General features: G+C 66.4%; 19 protein-coding genes and 1 tRNA gene. 5 read left to right on the forward strand and 15 right to left on the reverse strand.

All coding sequences use genetic code 11. The annotated features are described in order from the left end of the window. Positions 1 to 8: 8 nt before the first annotated feature. The 9 genes from DFO45_RS06020 to DFO45_RS06060 form a co-directional block, all read right to left on the reverse strand. Positions 9 to 1202, reverse strand: a complete 1194-nt coding sequence (locus DFO45_RS06020; RefSeq protein WP_133864168.1) for a dihydrodipicolinate synthase family protein — start codon at positions 1200 to 1202, stop codon at positions 9 to 11. A 206-nt stretch (positions 1203 to 1408) separates the two neighbouring features. Next, a complete protein-coding gene (locus tag DFO45_RS06025) occupies positions 1409 to 2593 on the reverse strand; it encodes a Gfo/Idh/MocA family oxidoreductase (RefSeq protein WP_133864169.1) in 1185 nt (394 codons plus the stop codon). Next, positions 2590 to 3981: an enolase C-terminal domain-like protein gene (locus DFO45_RS06030; RefSeq protein WP_133864170.1), complete on the reverse strand. Its 1392-nt coding sequence runs from the start codon at positions 3979 to 3981 to the stop codon at positions 2590 to 2592. The genes DFO45_RS06025 and DFO45_RS06030 overlap by 4 nt, the downstream gene beginning before the upstream one ends. 7 nt (positions 3982 to 3988) lie before the next feature. Further along, on the reverse strand, positions 3989 to 4810 hold the full coding sequence (locus DFO45_RS06035; RefSeq protein ID WP_133864171.1) for an ABC transporter ATP-binding protein: 822 nt from the start codon (positions 4808 to 4810) through the stop codon (positions 3989 to 3991). A 60-nt stretch (positions 4811 to 4870) separates the two neighbouring features. Further along, complete coding sequence (locus DFO45_RS06040; RefSeq protein ID WP_133864172.1) at positions 4871 to 5887, reverse strand: ABC transporter substrate-binding protein; 1017 nt, start codon at positions 5885 to 5887, stop codon at positions 4871 to 4873. Positions 5888 to 5960: 73 nt separating this feature from the next. Further along, on the reverse strand, positions 5961 to 6770 hold the full coding sequence (locus tag DFO45_RS06045; protein WP_133864173.1) for an ABC transporter permease: 810 nt from the start codon (positions 6768 to 6770) through the stop codon (positions 5961 to 5963). A gap of 349 nt (positions 6771 to 7119) precedes the next feature. Then, the gene (locus DFO45_RS06050; protein ID WP_133864174.1) at positions 7120 to 8067 is read right to left on the reverse strand and encodes a LysR substrate-binding domain-containing protein; all 948 of its coding nucleotides are present in this window, start codon (positions 8065 to 8067) and stop codon (positions 7120 to 7122) included. A gap of 179 nt (positions 8068 to 8246) precedes the next feature. Beyond that, complete coding sequence (locus DFO45_RS06055; RefSeq protein ID WP_133864175.1) at positions 8247 to 9866, reverse strand: hydantoinase B/oxoprolinase family protein; 1620 nt, start codon at positions 9864 to 9866, stop codon at positions 8247 to 8249. Continuing rightward, positions 9866 to 11959, reverse strand: coding sequence for a hydantoinase/oxoprolinase family protein (locus tag DFO45_RS06060; protein WP_133864176.1), 2094 nt, complete (start codon positions 11957 to 11959; stop codon positions 9866 to 9868). The genes DFO45_RS06055 and DFO45_RS06060 overlap by 1 nt, the downstream gene beginning before the upstream one ends. Positions 11960 to 12428: 469 nt before the next feature. Between DFO45_RS06060 and cls the strand changes: the two genes are divergently transcribed. After that, positions 12429 to 13880, forward strand: coding sequence for a cardiolipin synthase (gene cls, locus DFO45_RS06065; protein ID WP_133864177.1), 1452 nt, complete (start codon positions 12429 to 12431; stop codon positions 13878 to 13880). Between the two features lie 202 nt (positions 13881 to 14082). Here the strand turns inward: cls and DFO45_RS06070 are convergent, their stop codons facing one another. Further along, positions 14083 to 14619: a DUF2059 domain-containing protein gene (locus DFO45_RS06070; RefSeq protein ID WP_012170884.1), complete on the reverse strand. Its 537-nt coding sequence runs from the start codon at positions 14617 to 14619 to the stop codon at positions 14083 to 14085. Between the two features lie 82 nt (positions 14620 to 14701). Continuing rightward, positions 14702 to 15400, reverse strand: a complete 699-nt coding sequence (gene rpiA / locus DFO45_RS06075) for a ribose-5-phosphate isomerase RpiA (protein ID WP_133864178.1) — start codon at positions 15398 to 15400, stop codon at positions 14702 to 14704. 229 nt (positions 15401 to 15629) lie between these two features. Between rpiA and gph the strand changes: the two genes are divergently transcribed. The 3 genes from gph to DFO45_RS06090 all read left to right on the forward strand — a co-directional run bounded on the left by gph (position 15630) and on the right by DFO45_RS06090 (position 17271). Next, positions 15630 to 16316 carry a phosphoglycolate phosphatase gene (gph, locus tag DFO45_RS06080; protein WP_133864179.1) on the forward strand — a complete coding sequence of 229 codons (687 nt, stop codon included), beginning with the start codon at positions 15630 to 15632 and terminating at the stop codon, positions 16314 to 16316. Between the two features lie 103 nt (positions 16317 to 16419). Continuing rightward, positions 16420 to 16494 (forward strand) — tRNA-Val (locus DFO45_RS06085). Between the two features lie 192 nt (positions 16495 to 16686). Continuing rightward, entirely contained in the window at positions 16687 to 17271 is a 585-nt protein-coding gene (locus DFO45_RS06090) for a L,D-transpeptidase (RefSeq protein ID WP_133864421.1), read from the forward strand. A 180-nt stretch (positions 17272 to 17451) separates the two neighbouring features. Here DFO45_RS06090 and DFO45_RS06095 read toward each other — a convergent pair whose 3' ends face one another. From DFO45_RS06095 to DFO45_RS06105, 3 genes are read right to left on the reverse strand one after another with little or no spacing between them, the layout of a single operon-like run. Further along, positions 17452 to 18486, reverse strand: a complete 1035-nt coding sequence (locus DFO45_RS06095; protein ID WP_208299757.1) for an ABC transporter substrate-binding protein — start codon at positions 18484 to 18486, stop codon at positions 17452 to 17454. 44 nt (positions 18487 to 18530) lie between these two features. Then, positions 18531 to 19340, reverse strand: a complete 810-nt coding sequence (locus DFO45_RS06100; RefSeq protein ID WP_133864180.1) for an ABC transporter permease — start codon at positions 19338 to 19340, stop codon at positions 18531 to 18533. An 11-nt stretch (positions 19341 to 19351) separates the two neighbouring features. Continuing rightward, positions 19352 to 20212 (reverse strand): ABC transporter ATP-binding protein, encoded by an 861-nt coding sequence (locus tag DFO45_RS06105; RefSeq protein ID WP_133864181.1) that lies wholly within the window; start codon positions 20210 to 20212, stop codon positions 19352 to 19354. 169 nt (positions 20213 to 20381) lie between these two features. Here DFO45_RS06105 and DFO45_RS06110 point away from each other — a divergent pair, with 169 nt between their 5' ends. Next, entirely contained in the window at positions 20382 to 20705 is a 324-nt protein-coding gene (locus DFO45_RS06110; protein WP_133864182.1) for a hypothetical protein, read from the forward strand. Between the two features lie 83 nt (positions 20706 to 20788). On the opposite strand, the gene infA is transcribed toward DFO45_RS06110, so the two are convergent. Beyond that, entirely contained in the window at positions 20789 to 21064 is a 276-nt protein-coding gene (infA, locus tag DFO45_RS06115; protein ID WP_012115181.1) for a translation initiation factor IF-1, read from the reverse strand. Positions 21065 to 21088: the final 24 nt, after the last annotated feature.

Consider the following 21088-nt stretch of genomic DNA (forward strand, 5'->3'; position numbering starts at 1 on the left):
CCTGCATCTCAGGCCTCCACGCCGCGCACGGCGAGCACGGCACGCATCCGTTGCACCGCCAGATCTGGATCGGCCAGCAGCCCGGCCAGATCCGCAAGACGGAACAGTTCGGCCAGATGAAGCGTCGAGCGGGCGCTCTCCTGACCGCCGACCATGGTGAAATGGTCCTGATGGCCATTGAGATAGGCCATGAACACCACGCCCGTCTTGTAGAAGCGCGTGGGCGCCCGGAAGATATGGCGCGACAGAGGAACGGTGGGCGCCAGGATGTCGTGGAAGCCCGCCTCGTCACCCGCCGCCAGCGCGGTGAGCGCGGCCGAAGCGGCCGGGGCGATGGCATCGAAAATACCCAGCAGGGCGTGGGAATAGCCCTGAGCATCTCCGGCGATCAATTCCGCATAATTGAAGTCGTCGCCCGTATACATGCGCACGGCCGGGTCCAGCCGGCGGCGCATGGCGATCTCCCTGTCCTTGTCGAGGAGCGAAATCTTCACGCCATCGACCTTGGCCGCATGGGCATTGATGATGGCGACTGCCGTATCCATGGCTGCGTCGAGATCGCGTGTGCCCCAGTAGCCGGCGAGCGCGGGATCGAACATGTCGCCCAGCCAGTGGATGATGACCGGCTGGCGCACCTGGCTCAGGATTCGGCCATAGACGGTCTCGTAATCCGCAGCCGATGTGCCGATGCGGGCAAGCGCACGGGAGGCCATCAGGATGATGCGCCCGCCCACCTTCTCCAGCGCTGCCACCTGCTCTTCATACGCGCGGATCACGTCGTCGAGCGACCTTGCGGCCTCGGGTGCGAGGTGGTCCGTGCCTGCGCCGGAAAAGACCAGCGCCTCCGGTCCGTATGCCTTCGCAGCCTCCACGGAGCGCCGGATCAGGTCCAGCGAGGTCGGCCAGTCGAGACCCATGCCGCGCTGGGCCGTATCCATGGCTTCCGCCACGCCGAGGCCAAGGTCCCACAGGCGCTGCCGATAGGCGATGGTGCGGTCCCAGTCGATGGCGGCTTCGAGCCACGGATCGCTGGCCGCCAGCGGGTCCGCCACCACATGGGCGGCGGAAAAGGCGATACGGTTCATCGGCCCCGACGCACGCGCGGGAAAATCGCGGGGCGCCGAGAGCTTGAACGTCTCAAGCCCACCTCCGGCGAGCGGCAGACGAAGGGACAGGGCGGTGGCGTTCGCGCGTTCGTTCATCGTTTCTGATCCTTCTTGGTCGCGGCTCCGCCGCCGCTGAAACCCATGTCCCCGTGGTCCGGTGCGAGCGCCTCCGTGCGCTGCGTCCCCACGGTCATGGCCAGGCGTGTCCCGGCCATGACCGTGGTTCGGCTAGGTGCGCGGACGGTGGACCGTCATGCCCGGACCAAGTCCGGACATGACGGCTGTGCCGGAAGGTGCAGCCCTCACTCGGCGGCTTGCAGGACGGCCCGTTCGGACGCTTCCAGCGTCGGCACGTCGATCCAGCGGCGCTCCTTCCAGCTCTGGAGCGCGCATTCCACGAGCTGCACGCCCTTGGCGCCTTCGCGGAGCGTGAAGCGGTAGGGCGCATCCTCCACCACGTGCCGGATGAACATCTCCCACTGCACCTTGAAGCCGTTGTCGAACACCGCCGTGTCGGGCACCGGCTGCCAGTCGTTGTAAAAATCCATGGTCTGCTTCTGGTCCGGATTCCACACCGGGCGCGGGGTGCCGACGCGAGACTGGAAGACACAGTCCGAAAGCCCCGCCACCGCCGAGCCCAGCGTGCCGTCCACCTGGAAGGTCACGAGGTCGTCGCGATAGACGCGGGTGCACCAGGACATGTTGATATGCGCGATCACGCCGTCCTGAAGCTCGAAGGTGGCATAAGCGGCGTCATCCGCCGTCGCCTCATAGGGCTGGCCGCGCTCGTCCACGCGGGAGGGGATGTGGGTCGCGCCGATACAGGACACGGACTTCACTTCGCCGAAGAGATTGTCCAGCACGTAGCGCCAGTGGCAGACCATATCGAGGATCATGCCGCCGCCGTCCTGCGAACGGTAATTCCAGGAGGGGCGCTGCGCTGGCTGGCCCCAGTCTCCCTCGAACACCCAGTAACCGAACTCCCCGCGCACCGAGATCATGCGGCCGAAGAAGCCGGAATCCCGCAGTAGCTTGAGCTTCTGAAGGCCGGGCAGGAAGAGCTTGTCCTGCACCACGCCGTTCTTCACGCCCTTCTCTTCCGCGAGGCGGCAGATGCGGACGGCTTCCGGCAGATTGGTGGCGATGGGCTTCTCGCAATAGACATGCTTGCCGGCGCGGATGGCCTTTTCCAGCAGGATGGGACGCATCTGGGTGGTGGCGGCGTCGAAGAAGATTTCGTTGCCGGGATCGGCCAGAGCGGCGTCGAGGTCCGTGCCCCAGCGCTCGATGCCATACTGCTTCGCGAGCCCTTCCACCTTGTCCGCATTGCGGCCGATGAGGATGGGATCGAGCTGCACTTTCGTGCCGTCGGAAAGGGGCACGCCCCCTTGCGCGCGGATGGCCACCACGGAGCGGATGAGGTGCTGGTTCAGCCCCATTCGCCCGGTGATGCCGTTCATGATGAGGCCGAGGCGCTTCTGTGTCATGCCGGTATCTCCTGATGAAGTCTGGTTTCGGGAAGCGTGACGGGCTCAAGGCTCGCCCAGTCGGGTTCGGCCCGCCGGGCAAAGCCGGGGGCGGAGAGCAGGGAGCCGGTAGCCAATACGCCGCGCCAGACATCGAGCGCGGCGCCCGCATCCGAGAGGCGATAGAGATCCGGGTGCGCCGCCGCGAAGGCGCCGGCCTCTGCCTCGGGCGCGGGACCAAAGCCCGCGACATAATGGTGGCCGTTGCGCTCGCCATGGGTGAGGCCGAGCGTAGCCACGAGGGCAAGGTCCTGCTGGAGACCGAGCCCCGGCTGGCAGGTGAGGTCCTCGGCGGTCAGGAAAGCGCCCTCCCCCACCTGCACCCGTACCGCATTGAGAATGGACTTGTAGAGCCCCTTGCAGGCTTTGGAGGACACGCCGCGATAGCCGAGCGCGATGGCCCGAGGGAAGGCATCGAGCCCGCCATCGGCCTCGTCGATGATGACGGGAATGCCATCAAGCGCCGGCGGCAGCGGACGCGTGAAGGTCTCCGCCCGGTCAAAAGGCTGCTCGATATAGAGCAGCCGCGCCTTCAGAGGCCTGAGAGCCGGCGTGTCGAGCCCGGCCGCGAGCTGGCAGAGACGCTCGGGGTCGTATTGCTCGTTCGCATCCAGCGTCGCGCGGAAATCCGGCGCGAGATGGGTGAGCAAGGCCGTGATGGCGGCGAGCCGGTCGAAGTCGGCGGCAAGATCGCCACCGATCTTGATCTTGAAGAAGCGCAGCCGCGCGGCCGCGATCTCGGCGGAAAGGCCGTGCGGCCCCTCCAGCGGATCGAGCAAACCGATCGTGTGCCGCACAGCCACGGCCGGGACAGGCGCGAGAGACGCAAGGAGCGCGGAGATGTGGTCAGGAGAGAGGTCACGCGCGTTCCGGGCATCAAGCCCCATCACATTGCGGGAAAGCCCCTCCGGAAACGTCAGGGACAGGGCGCGCAACAAAGCATCCACGACCGCCTTGTCCAGCAAGGCGGGACCGAAATGGGCCGCGAGCGCGGGGATGCCCCGCCCTTCCGCCCAGCCGAGTTGCATGGCCGCCGCATCCGCCGAAAGGCCGTAGGCCGTGGACCATGGCGCATCCGCATAGAGGGCCGCGGCGTGCAGCAGGACCCGGCGCAGGTCATCGACCGTGTGTTCGGGCGACTTGTGCGGCGCCTTGTCGAACCAGCGCGGCATCATCATCTCGGCCGACTGTCCCACGGCACGACCCGCGCCTTCTACCTCCAGCTCTATCCGCACGAACGCCTGCGGGGCCGCCTCGACCACGGACGGGCCGAAGCGGAAGGGACGCACGAACGGCATAATCCGTTCGCGGACCTCGACCGACAGGATGCGGAGGCGGGGCGCAGTCATGGCGGGCTCAGTCGATGTGCCCGCGGGCATAGAAGTGGCCGCGCACCTGCTGGGCCAGTTCGGCGAAGGCGGGCGTTCCCATCAGTTCCAGAGCCCGGGGACGGGGAAGCGGCACGTCGTAGATGGCGGCGATGGAGCCGGGACGGTCCGTCATCACCACCACCCGATCGCCGAGGAAGATGGCCTCAGGAATGGAGTGGGTGATCAGCAGGATGGTCTTGCGGGTCTCGAAATGGATGCGCTGGAGTTCCAGGTTCATCCGCTCCCGCGTCATGGCATCGAGCGCGCCGAAGGGTTCGTCCATCAGGACGATCTTGGGGTCGTGGACGAGGGCGCGGCAGATGGCGGTGCGCTGCTGCATCCCGCCGGACAGCTGCCACGGATACTTGTTCTCGAAGTCCGAAAGCCCAGCGGTCGCCAGAAGCTGGCGGGCTCGCGCAAGGTGCGAGGCCTTGTCCAGCCCCCGCACCTCCACGGGCATCATGACGTTGCGCAGAACCGTGCGCCAGGCGAGCAGGACCGGGCTCTGGAATACGATGCCCACGTCATCCGGCGGCTCGGTGACGCGCGTACCGTCGATGATGATCTCGCCGTCGCTCGCCGGGATGAGGCCAGCCACCAGCTTCAGCAAGGTGGACTTGCCGCATCCCGAGGGACCGACCACGGAGATGAACTCGCCCTCGCGGATGTCGAGAGTGATGGGCTTCAGCGAGGGCATCTCGCCGTCGCGCGTCCGGTAGGTCTTGGTCAGGCCGCGGATCTCGATGAGCCGACGGCGCACGTCGGTCGTCTCGTCGCGCGACACGACCCGCAGGGTATTGGCGGCCATGAGGTTCTCCATCGGAGTTCGACTGGTCCGCGCGCCGGACCACCGGCGGGCGGCGACGGGTCAGTTGCCGGCGGCGGGGAGATAGTCGCGCGTATAGAAGGACTTGGTGTTGTCCTTCGCCGAGGCTTCGAGACCGCCGTATTCGATGAGGAGATCCACCGTGGAGGTCATGTCCGCATCGGTGACCTGAAACGGCGGGCGGCCTTTGGTTTCGTCTGTGTGATAAAGGGGCGTCGTCAGCGCGAAGCCCTCCAGCAGCGTCTCGCGCTTGCCCGCCTTGGGCAGGTCCGCGAGCAGCGCATCGACCGCCGCGCCGGGATCCTTCTCCGCACCGATGAAGGCAGCCGTGGTCGCCTTCATGAAGCGGCGGACAAGGTCGGGATTGGACTTCAGCAGGTCCTTGTTGGTGATGATGCCGGACGAGACCATGTGGATGCCGTAGTCGGCGAACATGATCGGACGCACATCCTTTCCGGTGGCATCCTTCAGCTTCATGCTCTGGTCCATGACATAGCCGAGCAACAGGTCGGCGCGGCCGTTGGCGACGGCATTGAGCTTGGTTTGCGCGTCACCCGACACCACCTGGAAATCGGAGGCCTTCAGCCCCGCCTGCTTCAGGAAGAGCGGCCAGATCTGGGACATGGAGTCACCCGGCGTGGTGGCGACGATCTTGCCCTTGATGTCTTCCGGCTTGCGGATGTTCTTGTCGGCAAAGCCCATGACGGACATGGGGCTTTTCTGAAGCGCCACGCCCACGGCCACGACGGGGGCGCCCTTGGCGGCGGCGCGGATCATGGTTGGCACGTCCGCATAGCCGAACTGCACGGTGCCGGCCGCCACCGCCTGGATGGTGACGGCAGACCCGCGGCCCTCCTGGATGTCGAGATCGATGCCCTCGGCAGCATAAAGGCCCTTGGCCTTGCCGTAGAAGAAGGGCGCGTGCTCGCCATAGACGTACCAGTTGAGCAGCAGCGTCACCTTGTCGGCCGCGGCCGCGGGTATTGCGGTGGCAGCGAGAAGCGAGGCACCCAGCGCGGCGCCAAGGCACCGCAGGGCGGTGCGGCGAACAACGGTCATGATTTCCTCCCGGACATTTTTCTTTGCTGGCGAACGCATCACGCACACAGGGCGCCGCCTTTGCGGCGCCGGATCAGGCGGTAGCGAACACGTCCTGCCGCTGGCTGGCGTGCCACGGGACGCACAGACGCTCGATGACATCGACGACCCAGAAGAGCACCACGCCGATGAGCGCCAGCAGGATCAGCGCCGCGAACATGGTTGGGAGCTCGAAATTGCCGATGGAACGCTGGAGCACGAAGCCCAGCCCGGAATTGGCGCCGACGAACTCGCCGACCACCGCCCCAACCACCGCGAGCGTCACCGACACCTTCAGGCCGGCGAAGATGGCCGGCATGGCATGGGGCAGGCTCACCATGGCAAAGGTCTGGAGCTTGGAGGCCTTCATGGCGCGGGCGAGATCGCGCATGTCGCCTTCCACGGACTTGAAGCCCTGAACGCCTGCGACGATGACGGGAAAGACCCCGAGCAGGAACGCGGAGATGACCTTCGGCACCATCCCGAACCCGAACCAGACCACGAAGAGCGGCGCGATGGCGACCTTCGGGATGGATTGGGAGAAGACGAGCAGCGGATAGAGATAGCCCTCCACGGTGCGGGAGCCGGCGATCATCATGGCGAGCGGAATGCCGATCAGCGCGGACAGCGCAAAGCCGGATACCGTCGCGATGGTGGTGGGGATGGCTTCCTGCAGCAGCATGCCGCCTTCCGTCCGGAAGGCCATGAACACATCCCACGGCGCCGGAATGAGATAGGGCGGAATCTTGAACAGCCGCACGCTCACGTCCCACAGAGCGACGAGCACGATAAGAAGCGCGACGGGCTTCACGGACGGCGAATTGAAGAAGGCGTGCGCGGACAATCCCGGGCGTCGTGGCGCCATGGCGATCTCCTCCCATGTATCTGCGGGCTCTTGCGGCTCGCTAAATAACTAACCGGTGAATTACATGCAGAGGGTCGAGGCCCTGTCAAGCGGTGCCGCAACGGTGATTGCGGGGCGCCCCGGGCACGTGTCCGTCACGTTGCGGCGCACAAGAAGTGAGGAACGGACGAAAGACAGTGCCTCACTCGAGGCCGCCGTGTGAGGCTTCCCTTGAGCGCCTAAGGCGGTGCCGCGATCGGTCGGGTTCGGATGCGGACACTGAGCCTTCGGGCCAACCGCTACCAGGCATAAAGGAAGCTGCTGACCTGCCGCTTCTCTCACCAATGATCTTCTGCTTATCTCCGAGCGGTCACCCTAAGGTCGCCGCCGGAAAAGGGGCATCCGGCTCTATGCGGGACCAGTCTTCCGACAGGATCCACTCGCGGAACGCCGCGACGCTCTTGAGCCGTCGATTGGAGCGCGGCAGCACGAGGTAAAAGCCCGGCACGTCCGCCGGGTCCATGTCCGCCATCGCATCAAGGCCGAAGGGCGCGACCAGGCGACCGGCTTTCAGGTCCTCCTGGGCATCCAGCACCGAGATAAGGCCGATCCCGAGCCCGGAGAGCGTCGCCCGGCGCATGCTGGCGGCGTCGTGGAACTGGATTTCCTTCTGCACCTCGCCCGGATCCACGCCGAGATGTTGCAACACACGCGGCCAGAGGTTCGTTGCCAGCACCAGATGGAGCAGCGGTGCGGTCCTGAGGTCCTGCGGACTGCGCAGGGCGGAAGCGCGCGCTGGTGAGCAGCAGATCACCTTCGGATCCTGGACCAGCAGCGTCGATTCATAATCCCGCCACTGGCCGAAGCCCCACTGAATGGCCGCATCCACCTCGTCGGCTGAAAAGTCCGGAAGCTCCACCATCGTCTTCAGCCGGATATCCGCACCGGGCAGACGATCGCGGAATCGATCGAGCCGGTCCACGAGATAGCGCGTCGCGAAATAGGGGCTGGCATTCAGGTTGATGCGGTTGCGATGGCCCACCTTGCAGATGCGCCTCACCCCCTCGCGGAACTCGTCGAAGCCGCTCTGCACGTAATGGGAGAGGAGAATGGCCTCTTCAGTGGGTTCGATCGCCCGTCCCCGTCGATCAAACAGGGGCACGGCGAGGGTGTCTTCCAGAAGCTTGATCTGCTGGCCCACAGCCTGCGGGGAGACAAGCAGTTCGTCCGCGGCGCTGCGGAAACTGCCGTGACGCATGACCGCGTGGAACACCCGCAGGGCATTGAGAGGGGGCAGACGGACAGTATCGGACCTCATCGCCAGCCCTTGTCCCCCCGGATCGATGCACGGCAGCGGGCGCAAGGCTAGGCCCGCGTGCCCGCCATCGCAAGGCATCCACGGGAGGTGCCCCCACCTCACGGCAGGGGCACGTCTCAAGCCCGCCGGTGTGCGAGAGCCCACCCGGACAGAACGCCTTAAGCCGGGCGGGCTCCGGTTCAGTGCTCGCTTTCCGTCACATACCCCTTGATGGCATCGTCATGCCGCGCCGCATCCGAACGTCCCTCGGGCGGCCCGTAGCCGCCGCCACCCGGCAGAGTGAGAAGGAGCCGGCGGCCCGCCGGCACATGCTGCCAGCCCTTGCCGCGCATCTTCGTGCCGTCGTCAAGGCGGACGCCGCCAGGCGCGCCCTGCCCTCCCCCGGCGCGGCCTCGGGCGGGATAGGTGATGCGGTCGAACATGGCGGAGAAATCGAACTCATGCCCTTCGGCGGCAGCGATCTCGATGATCTGGCCGAGGCCGCCCCGATAGGTGCCGTCGCCGCCGGAGTCGGGCCGCAACTCCTTGCGCCAGATCACCACCGGGCCGGTCTGTTCCGTGGCCTCGATGGGCATGGTGTGGACGCCCGAGGGGAAGGCCGTGGCCGAGAGCCCGTCGAGCCCAGGGCGGGCCCCCATGCCGCCCGAGTTGAACATCAGCACTTCCGCCCGGCGGCCGGCGCTGCCCGCCACCGGCCGCAGCGAGAGATGGATGTTCCACAGGGAGGCCGCGCCTTCCGCAAGCACCTGCCCCGGCAGGGCATCCGCGACGGCGCCGAGCACCAGATCCGGCACGAGGTGGCCGAGCACATGGCGCAGGCTCACCGGCGCCGGGCGCTCCGCATTGAGGATGTTCACCGGCGAGGACACGGTGAAGAAGCCGAGCGAGGCCCAGTTGTTCGGAATATCCGGGGCGACCACGCACTTCAGCGCATAGGAGGCATAGGCCTTGGTGTAGCTGATGGGCACGTTGATGCCCCACCGGCTCACCGGCGCGCTGCCAGTGAAGTCCACATGCACGCTTTCGTCCCGAATGGTGACGCAAGCGGCAAGGGGGATCGCCTCATCATAGCCATCGGTGACCATGGTGTTGGACCACGAGCCCTTGGGCAGGGCGCGGATGCGTTCGGCCATGGCGCTGCTCGTGCGCGTGAAGATGAAATCCGCCAGCGGATCGAGGCTGGCGAGGCCCACTTCGCGCATCATCTCCACGAGGCGACGATGGCCCACGTCGTTACACGCGGCGAGCGAATAGAAATCGCCGACCACCTGATTGGGCTCACGCACGTTCTGGCGCAGGATGCGGACGAGGTCCCGGTTCACCGTGCCGCGCTCGGCGAACTTCATGATCGGGATCTGGATGCCTTCCTCATAGACGGACTTGCCGTCCGCGCCGAAACCACGCCCGCCCACATCCACCACATGGGCGGTGCAGGCGAAGAAGCCGACCAGTTCCCCGTCGAGAAAGGACGGGGACACCATGGTGATGTCGTGCAGGTGCCCAGTGCCCTTCCATGGGTCGTTGGTGACGTAGGTGTCGCCCTCGTACATCTCGGCGCGGGGGATCTCCGCCATGAAGTTCCCCACCGCCTCGGCCATGGTGTTCACATGGCCCGGCGTGCCGGTGACCGCCTGCGCCAGCATGCGGCCCTTGGGATCAAATACGCCGGCGGACAGGTCGCCCGCCTCGCGCACCGAGGTGGAGAAGGCCGTGCGCAGCAGGGTCATCGCCTGCTCTTCCACCACCGAGATCAGGCGATTCCACATCACCTGCATACGGATGTCGTCGATATCGCTCATCAGTGGCGGCCCTTGCGGACGAGGAGGATGGAGCCGTCGCTTTGCAGCACGGCATCGAAGAGAGACGTGATCACCGTGGCGGTCTCCCGCTCCACGATCACTGCGGGGCCACTCACGCGGTCCCCGGCCGAGAGCGCCCCGCGCTCGACGATGGCGCTGTCGCGCAGCGCGCCACTGGCCGGATCGAACACGGCGCGGGTGGCGCCGGCGATCGCTGCCGGGCGGCCTCGGGTATCCAGGGCGACGGGGTCCGGTGCGGGCCGTTCGTCCTGCATCTTCACGGAGATGGTCACGATCTCGATTTCGAGACCATCCAGCCCGTCGATGGCGCGGCCGAAGAAGCGCGCATAATTGGCGCGGAAGGCCTCACGGATGAGATCGGCATCAGCCGCCGTGAAGGCGCGATCGGCAAGCGCGACCGGGATTTCCCAGCCCTGTCCGGCATAGCGCATGAAAGCGGTGATTTCGCAGATCAGCGGCGCGTCGGTTCCGGCCCGCACGAACTGCTCAGCGCTCGCCTTCAGGTCGGCCACCAGCCCGTTCACAAGCGCCGGATCGAACTGTGACAGGCGCACGAGACGCGAACCCACCGCCTCATAGCCGAACGGCGCCTTGAGGAAGCCGATGGCCGATCCCACACCGGCGCCGGACGGCACCAGGCACAGGTCGAGGCCGAGCTTCTCGCACAGCCGCGCCGCATGAAGCGGGGCGGCGCCGCCGAAGGCGATCATGACATTGTCGGAGATGTTCTTGCCATTCTCCACCGCATGCACGCGGGCGGCATTGGCCATGTTCTCGTCCACCACCTCGCAGATGCCGAAGGCGGCGGACAGGGGGGCGAGGCCGAGGCGGTCTCCCACTTCGGCGCGGATCGCAGCCCCCGCCTTCTCGCGCGAGAGGCGGATTGCGCCGCCGGCGAAATTGTCGGGGTCGATCTTGGCGAGCACGAGATCGGCATCCGTAATCGCGGGCCGCGTGCCACCGCGCTGGTAGCAGGCCGGACCCGGCTCGGAGGCCGCGCTCTCGGGGCCGGTCTGGATGCGGCCCATGGAATCCACCCAGGCGATGGAGCCGCCACCGGCGCCGATCTCGATCATCTCGATGACCGGGATGGAGATGGGCATGCCCGAGCCCTTACTGAAGCGATAGGTGCGTGCCACCTCGAAGGTTCGGGCCGTGCGGGGCTGATAGTCCTCGATGAGACAGATCTTCGCCGTGGTGCCGCCCATGTCGTAGGAGGCGGCCTTCCCGATGCTGAAGCGCCGGGCGATGTCCGCCGCGAAAATGGCGCCGCCCGCCGGCCCGGATTCCACCAGCCGCACAGGAAATTCCGCCGCCGTCTCCACGGAGACGAGACCACCGCCGGAATGGATCATGAAGATGGGACAGGTGGCGCCGGCCTCCTTCAGCCGCACCTGGAAGCGGCCGAGATAATCGGCCATCTGCGGGCGCACATAGGCATTGGCGCACACCGTGTTGAAGCGCTCGAACTCGCGCATCTGCGGCGAGACTTCCGAGGAGAGAGAGATGGGCGCGGAGATCCTGCGCGCCAAAATCTCCTTGGCCCGCTTTTCGTGGGCCGGATTGGCATAGGCATGGATGAAGCCGATGGCCACGGCGCCGAAGCCCGCGCCCGCCAGTTGCTCCGCCAGCGCCTCCAGCGCCGCTTCGTCGAGCGGCAGGAGTTCGCGCCCGTCGGCACCGATGCGGCCCTTCACCGTAAAGCGGTGCTCGCGCGGCACCAGCGGGGTGGGCAGCCGCAGGTTGAGGTCATATTGCTCGAAGCGGTTCTCGGTCCGCATTTCAATCACATCGCGGAAACCTTCGGTGGTGACGAAGGCCGTGCGCGCCCCCCGCCGCTCGATGAGCGCATTGGTGGCGAGCGTCGTGCCATGAATGACGAGATCGATTTCCGCCACGCCGATTCCCGCTTCCTTGGTCAGGATCGCGATGCCGTCGAGGATCGCCTGTTCGGGGGCGGTGTAACTGGTGAGGACCTTGGTGGAATGAAGCCGCCCACGCACATCGAGCACGATGTCGGTGAACGTGCCGCCGATGTCGGCACCGAGGCGGATCTGCCGTGAGGAGGTCATGCGCTTTCCTTTGCCGCGGGAACTGCGGCTCGGATCGGGGAGAGGAGATGGCGGGGCGTGAGCCCGATTGCAGAGATGGCGAGATTACAGACCTTCGGGAGAAGGATGCTTGGGAAGGCGCCGGGGATCTTGAGCCACATGGTTCGCACCTGCTCGCCTTGCGCCATGGCCATGCCTTCCGTCGCTCTGTCCCTAGCCGCACTCGCCGCTCGAACGATCGGACGTTTCGCGGCGAAAGTGGCAACCACCCAAAGGCTGGCGCGCCGATCCGAAAAATCTACGACAGGGTGAGTGCGCGCGAAGCGAAGAACGTCCACGCACAGCAAAGAAAAACTTTCGCGGCACCTTCTTCTCGAGGGGCGCCGCGACGGGGCGATGTCGGCGCGCGTGTGCAGGCCGCGCAGCACCGTGGGAACACCGCGCGGCGTGCTTTAATACCCCCTGTGATGATCCGGGATGTCTTCACCCCATGCACGATTCGGCCGTTCTCGCGTGGCTGCTGTTCGCGGTCCATGCCAGCCTCCAGCTCTTCTTCATCGTTCGGGCGCTGCTGCGCCCGCATCGCGAACCGTCCTCGCGCATCGCCTGGGTGCTGGTGATTGGCCTCGCGCCGGTGGTGGGCATCCTCGCCTATGTGCTGTTCGGCGAGGTCAATCCGGGGCGCAGGCATGTTGCCCGCCTGAGGGAGGCATTCGAGAAGCTGCCTCCGGCACAGACCATCGCCGGGCCGTCCGCCGAGGCCAACCTGCCGGAGCGCTATGTCCCCTTGTTTCGCGTCGGCCAGTCGGTCAGCAATTATCTGCCGGTCGCTGGCAACACCGCCCGCCTGATGGCCGATTCCGCCGCAGCGATCGCATCGATGGTCGATGACATCGATGCCGCGCGCGAGAGCGTGCATGTGCTGTTCTACATCTGGCTGGCGGACGACAGCGGACTGAAGATCGCCGAAGCCCTCAAGCGCGCAGCGGCACGCGGCGTCGTGTGCCGGGCGATGGCCGATGATCTCGGCTCGCGGCATCTCATCCGCTCCTCCCATTGGGCCGACATGGCCAGCGCGGGAGTGCGCCTTGGGCGCGCGCTGCCGGTGGGCAACCTGCTTCTGCGGCCGTTCAAGGGGCGGATCGATCTGCGCAATCACCGCAAGATCGTGGTGATCGACAATGCCATCACCTATTGCGGAAGCCAGAATTGCGCGGACGCCGCCTTCGCGCCCAAGGCCCGCTTTGCCCCATGGGTGGACGTCATGGCGCGCTTCGAAGGGCCGGTGGTGCGCCAGAACCAGCACCTCTTCGCCAGCACCTGGATGGCGCAGGTGGAAGAGGACCTGTCTGCCCTATTCGCGCCGATCATCTCAAGTGACGAGTCCAAAGTGGGGTTCGTGGCACAGGTCATCGGCTCCGGCCCCAGCGTGCGCTATTCGGCGATGCCCGAAACCTTCGTGGCTCTGATGAATGCGGCGCGCCGTGAACTGGTGATCACGACGCCCTATTACGTGCCCGACGAACCGATCCAGGCCGCCCTGCGCGCAAGCGCGCGGCGTGGCGTCGCCACCACCATCGTCTTCCCGCGGCGGAACGATTCCTGGATCGTCGCCGCCGCCAGCCGCAGCTATTATCAGGACCTGCTGGAGGCGGGTGTCGCGATCCGCGAATATGCTGGCGGCCTTCTTCACGCCAAGACGCTGACGATCGATGGCGAAGTCACGCTGATCGGCTCGGCCAACATCGACCGCCGCAGTTTCGAACTGAATGCCGAAAACAACATCCTGCTCCATGATCCCGCCTTCACTCAGGCGCTGCGGGAACGTCAGCAGGTTTTCATGGATGCTGCGGAGCGGGTCACTCTCGCCCATGTAGAGAGCTACGGCCTCTTGCGGCAGCTCTGCAATAACTCCGTCGCGATGCTCGGCCCGATACTGTGAGCGCGGTCATGCGCGTCCGGCTCCGGTCAAAATCATCCTCGTCGAAGGAATCTGCCGGGACCGCACGCGCCATCAAGTGACGTCATGCGGGTGCGGGCCCGGACATGCACCTGGATACGAGGCCCGGCCTTCCCGCCGGGTCCAAGAACAGGGCGAAACCCCATCCTTGGCCCGCTCTGGCAAAGGGGCGCCCGCAGGGCGATCAGAGATCGTAGCCCTGCTTCTTCATTTCCTCGCGGATGCGGTTCATGGCCTCGCTGTTGAGCTTGGCGCCCCAGGCCTGAATGGCGATCACCGCCTGCTGCACGATCTGCGCGCGGTCGCTCACCAGCTTCTTGCCGACGGGGGTCTGGTAGAAGGCGAGCGCGTCCTTCAGCTCCTGCTCGGTGAAGCGCTGGGCATAGGACGCAGCCAGGATGTCCATCAGCTCGCCCTTGCGCTTCTCGAACTCCGGCCGCAGCGCCTTGGCCGTGTCCCGCAGCTTGGGCGCGAGATCCGGATTGGTCTGCAGGAAGCCGAGCGCCGCGCCATCCACGATGTTCGGGATGATGCCGTCGAAGGCATGGGCCTCGCCATTGGCTTCCACGAGCTGGCGGGCGATCTGCATCTGCGCCGCCGTCGGCTGGGGCAAGGCGGCCGGGGCGGCGGGCGCCGCTGTCTGGGCCAGCGCGCTGCCCGCCATCAGCCCGAGGGCGAGAAGGCCGGCTCCGAAAGAGCGAACCGAGGGAAACACAGCCATGACATTCTCCAGAAGGGGCGTTCTCTATAACTGATCCAGAGTGGGATGCATCCAGAAGCTTGCCGCTTCCGGCCGCTCGTCCTCAGGGCGTGATGACCGAAATGCCATTGGCGCCGGCGAGCACCGCGCGGCGGGCGAGGCCGAGGAACAGGCCATGCTCCACGACGCCGGCCACCTCTTCCAGCGCACGGGCGAGTGCACGCGGATCGGGGATGCGGCCGAGATGCGCGTCGACGATCACATTGCCCTGATCGGTGATGAAGGGCGTGCCGTCCGCCTTGTGGCGCAGCTTCAGCTCGCCGTCGCATCCGGCCGTCACGATGGCGCCCTTCAGCCGCAGCTTGATGGCCTCGACGCCGAAGGTCACGACCTCGATGGGCAGGGGAAAGCGGCCGAGGGTCGCGACATTCTTGGTCTCGTCGGCAATGACGATCATCTCGCGGGCGGCGCTGGCGACGATCTTCTCGCGCAGCAGAGCGCCGCCGCCACCCTTGATGAGAGCGAGCTCCGGGCCGATCTCGTCGGCCCCGTCGATGCACAGATCGAGCTCCGGCAGTTCATCCAGCGTCGCCAGCGGTACGCCGAGGGAGAGGGCCTGCGCCTTCGTCTGCTCCGAGGTCGGCACCCCCGTCACCTTGAGGCCGGCGGCAACCCGCTCGGCCAGCAGCGCCACGAAATGCTTGGCGGTGGAGCCCGTGCCGAGGCCGAGGCGCATGCCGTCGGTCACGTATTCGAGCGCCTTGGCGGCGGCGGCGCGTTTCAGCTCTTCGGCGTCGGCCATGTCTGTGCTCCAGCGGTTCGCCGGTTGCCTAGCCGCGAACGGCGCGAACCTCAAGCGGCTGGCGCATCTTCGCGTCCCTCTGCCGCCGGCTTGAACAGGCAAAGCGGCGCAGCGGCCGCCCGTGCCGTCCCGCAAACGCCGCCCTTGAAGGTGCGGCCGAACCTGCGACAAGGAGGCAAGGCGCCCCGTGCGCCGCGTTTGCTCCGATGACTTCAGCAGGGATTGCGTCATGTCTCAGGTTCGCCCGGTGATCGCCTTCGACCTCGACGGGACACTCGTCGATACGGCACCGGACCTTCTCTCCACCCTCGACGTGGTGCTCTCCGCCCATGGCATCGCGCCGGTGGACCGCGCGGAAGCCCGCCCCATGATCGGCGGCGGCGCCCGGATGCTCATCGTGCGGGCGTTGAAGCGCGCCGGCGTCGAGGTTCCACTGGAGGAACTCGACCGCATGAACCGGCAATTCCTCGACCATTACGCCGCTCACATCGCAGATGAGTCGCGCCCCTTCCCCGGCATGGTGGAGGCGCTCGACAGGCTTGCCGCCCAGGGCGCCGTCCTCGCGGTCTGCACCAACAAGCTCGAATATCTCGCCCGCCTGCTGCTGGACGGCCTCGGCCTCTCGCCACGCTTTGCTGCCATTACGGGCGCGGACACCTATGGCATCGCCAAGCCCGACCCGCTGCCGCTCCTCTCCACCATTTCCGCCTGCGGCGGCACGCCCGCCCGTGCGGTGATGGTGGGCGACAGCGCCACTGACATCGCCACGGCCAAGGCAGCGCAGATTCCCTCGGTGGCGGTCTCCTTCGGCTATACGGAGACGCCGGCCGCCCATCTCGGCGCCGATCGGCTCATCGAGCATTACGCTGACTTGGTTCGGGCTGTGGAAGACGTACTGTCATCCACAGCCGCCTAAGGGTGTCAGCGGGGGCGAAACGGGGGGACGCTTGACACCCCCGAGCCCACGACCTAAACAGCCGACCTCGCCGGTTGGCAACTGCCTCGGCGCCGCATCGGATGGGCGATTAGCTCAGCGGGAGAGCACTCCCTTCACACGGGAGGGGTCGCAGGTTCAATCCCTGCATCGCCCACCATCCGGCCTTCAAAGCTCAGACACTTCGATCGTTTGTGCCTTCGGTCTCAAGCTAAGCCGCAAGGCGCGCTTAACCCTGCCGCGCATTCCCTTGCGCCGTCCGACAATTCGGTTGCATCACCTGCGCGTTTGCGGCGAGATTTCGGCAGTCTCGTGTCCGGCTCTTTCGCGTGCGTGGAGTGACCGACTGATGATGCGTCGAAGCCTTGCCGCCGCAGCTGTGCTGGCTGTCTCCCTCGGGTCGGCGGTCGCCGCCCCTTCCCAATCGCCCCAGCCCACCGATTTCTTCGGCTTCGCCGCTCTGTTCAGCGGCGCGGGCAATGTGGCGGGCACCTCGCCCTTTCCTCGGCATCTGGTGGCCTTCGATGCCAAATACCAGCCGGGCAGCATCGTGGTGAACACCGCCCAGCGGCGCCTCTATTTCGTCACCGCCCCCGGTCAGGCCATGGAATATGGCGTGGGCGTCGGTCGCGACGGCTTTCAGTGGTCGGGCGTGAAGACGGTGAGCGCGAAGAAGGAATGGCCCTCCTGGACGCCGCCGGAGCAGATGCTGAAGCGTCGCCCCGACCTGCCGCGCTATATGCCCGGCGGCATCGAAAATCCGCTGGGTGCGCGGGCCATGTATCTGGGGTCTAGCCTCTACCGCATCCACGGCTCGAACGAGCCGGAGACCATCGGGCAGGCGGTGTCGTCCGGCTGCATCCGCATGACCAATGACGACGTCATCGACCTCTATAACCGCGTGAAGGTCGGCGCGACGGTCTATGTGATGCGCTGAGGGGCTTACAGGCGCCGCGCGTCCGCCACGCCTGCCGCAGTTGGCCGGGCTTGTCCCTGCCAACTACGGGCGCCGCTTCGAACGGTAGCGGTCGGGCGAGCCGATCGGCGTGGATGCCCGGGTCGAGCCCGGGCATGACGCCTGTTCTGCCGCGGATAACACCTCCGGCAGCGACTATCCTCACTTGATGGTTTCGGCGGCCTTCTTCACGAACCTGCCATCGAAGGTCTTCGGCAGGTCGATGGTGGCGCTCTTAAGCTCCGGATCGAACTCCACCAGCATGTTGAGCGCATTCTTCATGCCGCTCTCGGGGATGACGCCGGTCTGCGAATAGGTGGGCTTGGAGGCCTTCACCGCCGCCACATAGAGCGCCCGTTCACCCAGCAGGTATTCCGGCGGCACGACGTTCGCCACATCGTCGGGGCTCGCCTTCTCCAGCCACTTGAGCGCCTTGTAGAAGGCGTTCGTGAGCTTCTGGGTGGTCACCGGGTTGGCTTCGACGAAATCGCGCTTCAGATAGAGCACGGCGGCCGGATTGGTGCCGCCGAAGATTTTCTGGTTGCCCTCCTCCGTCCGCGTGTCCGCGAGGACCGTCACGTCGCCGTCGCTCTCCAGCTTGGTGATGACGGGATCGAGATTGGCCATCGCGTCGATCTCGCCGCGCTTCATCTGCGCGACCGCAGAGGCGCCGCCGCCGACGCCGATATAGGAGACGTCGCTGGGCTTGAGGCCGTTCTTGGCGAGCAGGAAATCGACGAAGAAATTGGTGGAGGAGCCCGGCGCGGTGACGCCGATCTTGGCGCCCTTCAGATCGGCGATGGTCTTCAGCTTCGCCGCCTTGTCCTTCTGGACCACCAGCACGATGCCCGGATAGCGGCCGAGCTCGATGACCGAGACGATGTCCTGCCCCTTCGCCTGCATGCGGATGGTGTGCTCATAGGCGCCGGTCACGGCGTCGATGGAGCCGCCGATCAGCGCCTGGAGCGACTTCGCGCCGCCGCCGAAGTCGTTGATGGTGACGTCGAGCCCCTCCTCCTTGAAGAAGCCCTTCTGCTCCGCGATCGTCAGCGGCAGATAATAGAGCAGCGGCTTGCCGCCCACCCCGAGGGTGAGGCTGGGCTTCTCCGCCTTCTGCGCCGCCGCCGGCGTGGCCGCGAGACCGAACAGGGCTGCCGCCGTCGAAACGGCGAGCAGCGTGCGCCGTGTCAGGGTGATGCTGGACATGGGTTTCCTCTCCATGGGGCGTCTTGTTGGGTGATTTATCGTTGCTGGCTGGCGGGCGCCGGCCGCCAGACCGTAAGCCGGTTCTCGATCACCGTGACCACGGCATCGATGAGGATGACGAAGACGGCGAGCACGAACATCCCGGAAAACACGCCCGTCACGTCGAACACGCCCTCCGCCTGATGGATGCGATAGCCGAGGCCGGCGGCCGAGCCGAGATATTCGCCCACCACGGCCCCCACCAGCGCGAAGCCAACGGACGTGTGGAGCGAGGAGAACATCCAGGTGAGCGCCGAGGGCCAATAGACGTGGCGCAGCAACTGGCGCTCGCTCATGCCGAGCATGCGCGCGTTGGCGAGCACCGTCGGGCTCACCTCCTTCACGCCCTGATAGACGTTGAAGAAGACGATGAAGAACACGAGGCTGACGCCCAGCGCCACCTTCGACCAGATGCCGAGGCCGAGCCAGAGCGCGAAGATGGGCGCCAGCACCACGCGCGGCAGGGCGTTCGCCATCTTCACGTAAGGATCGAACACCGCCGCAACGATCTGCCGGCGGGCGAACCAGAAGCCCACCAGAATGCCGCCGATGGCGCCGATGGCGAAGGCGAGCGCCGTCTCCAGCGCCGTGATGCCGAGGTGATACCAGATGACGCCCGTGGCGAAGTCCTGCCAGGTGCGCTGGAACACGGCGATGGGCGTTGAGAAGAAGAAGGGATCGAGCGGATAGAAGGCCTTGGCGGTGAGGACACCGGCCGGGATCTTGATGGTCGATCCGAAATGCCAGAGCGCGATGAGGACGATAGCGACCAGAACCTGCAAGGCCAGCAGCAGGGGCCGGGACATGGCACCCCGCATCACGCCACCTCTTCCGTCTGCCTATACCCCTTCACCACTTCCTCCCTCAGCGCGCCCCAGATTTCCCGGTGCAAGGCATGGAATTCCGGCAGCAGCCGGACCTCGGCGATGTCGCGCGGCCGGGCAAGGCCGATCCGCCATTCCCCGATGATGCGCGAGGCCGGGCCCGCGCTCATGATGACCACCCGGTCGGCGAGCGCGATGGCCTCATCGAGATCGTGAGTCACGAACAGCACCGCCTTGCGGTCCTGCGTCCAGAGATCCAGCAGCAGATTGCCCATGATCTGGCGCGTCTGCGCGTCGAGCGGGCCGAACGGCTCGTCCATGAGCAGGATCTTGGGATCGCGGATCAGCACCTGCGCGAGGCCGACGCGCTTCCTCTGGCCGCCGGAGAGCATGTGGGGATAGCGGTCGGCGAAGGCGCCGAGACCCACCCGCTTCAGCCACGCGGCCGCGCGCTCGCGCGCCTGCGCGGACGGCACGCCCGCGACGTCCAGTCCGATGGCGACGTTATCGATGACCGTCTTCCAGGGAAACAGCGCCTCGGCCTGGAAGAGATAGCCCGCGCTGCGGTTGAGCCCCTTCAGGGGCGCGCCGAAGATGGAAACGGACCCGACGCTCGGCACGAGCAGGCCGGCGGTGGCATTGAGCAGGGTGGACTTGCCACAGCCCGTGGGGCCCACGATGGCGACGAACTCGCCATCGGCCACCGTAAGGCTCGCCCCCTCGACGGCGATGAACTCCGCGCCGCGCGGACCGCTTGCGGGAAAGGAAATCCGGACGCCGTCCAGTTGCGCAGCAGGTGCCGCGCCCGCCGCCGCCTGAAGCGCGCCGGGGGCGGCCGTGTTGAGCCCCGTCATGTTTCCTCCGGTGCCGGGGTCGAGCCCGGCTGATTTGGGGCCGTGAGGTTAGCCAACCCGATTGGCGGCGCAAGCCCGGGTGCGGAAGATCGCCGGACCGGATGGGTCTTTGAAAGTTCACGGAAGCCGCCATGACACGCATGGCGCGGCGTGCTAGCGGAGCACCATGATGCAAGCCCTGCCCCTCCCCGTCCGCATGCCTCCGGGTGAAACCGGTACGGCCCCTGCGTCATCCGCTCCGCCGGCCTTCAAGACGCGCATCGTCCTCAGCCAGGCCGCGCAGTCCCTCGTCGTCCAATCCGGCCTTTCGGTGCGGATGACCTGGTTGTCGGAGCGGGCGGATGAACTGTTCAGCACGCTGCAGCAGGGCGACCGTGTGGCCCTGTCCGATTCCGGCCGGCACGACCTCGTGGTCCTGAGGCGCCGGCTGGTGGCGGACCCGGCGGCCCCGGTGATCGAGGTCCTGCTGGATCTCCCATCGAGCCGCCTCTGACGTTTCCATCGGGACACCTGAACGCAAAAAGGCCGGGCGCAAGCCCGGCCTTTTGCATCTGACGTCTGGCGCCGCAGCCGCAATCAGCGGCGGCGGAAATTCTGCTGGCGCCGGGCGCCGGGCGGCGGCGCGTTGCCTTCCGCCTTGTGGCGGAAATTGATCCGGCCGCGATCGAGATCGTAGGGGGACATTTCCACCACGACGCGGTCGCCTTCGATGGTGCGGATGCGGTTCTTCTTCATCTTGCCGGCCGCATAGGCCAGGATCTGATGATCATTGTCGAGCCGCACGCGGAAGTTCCCGTCGGGCAGGACTTCCGTCACCGTTCCTTCGAACTCCAGCAGTTCCTCTTTCGCCATATAGTCTTCTCCAGCTTCCCCGAA

The sequence above is a fragment of the Azorhizobium sp. AG788 genome, assembly GCF_004364705.1.
GTDB lineage: Bacteria > Pseudomonadota > Alphaproteobacteria > Rhizobiales > Xanthobacteraceae > Azorhizobium > Azorhizobium caulinodans.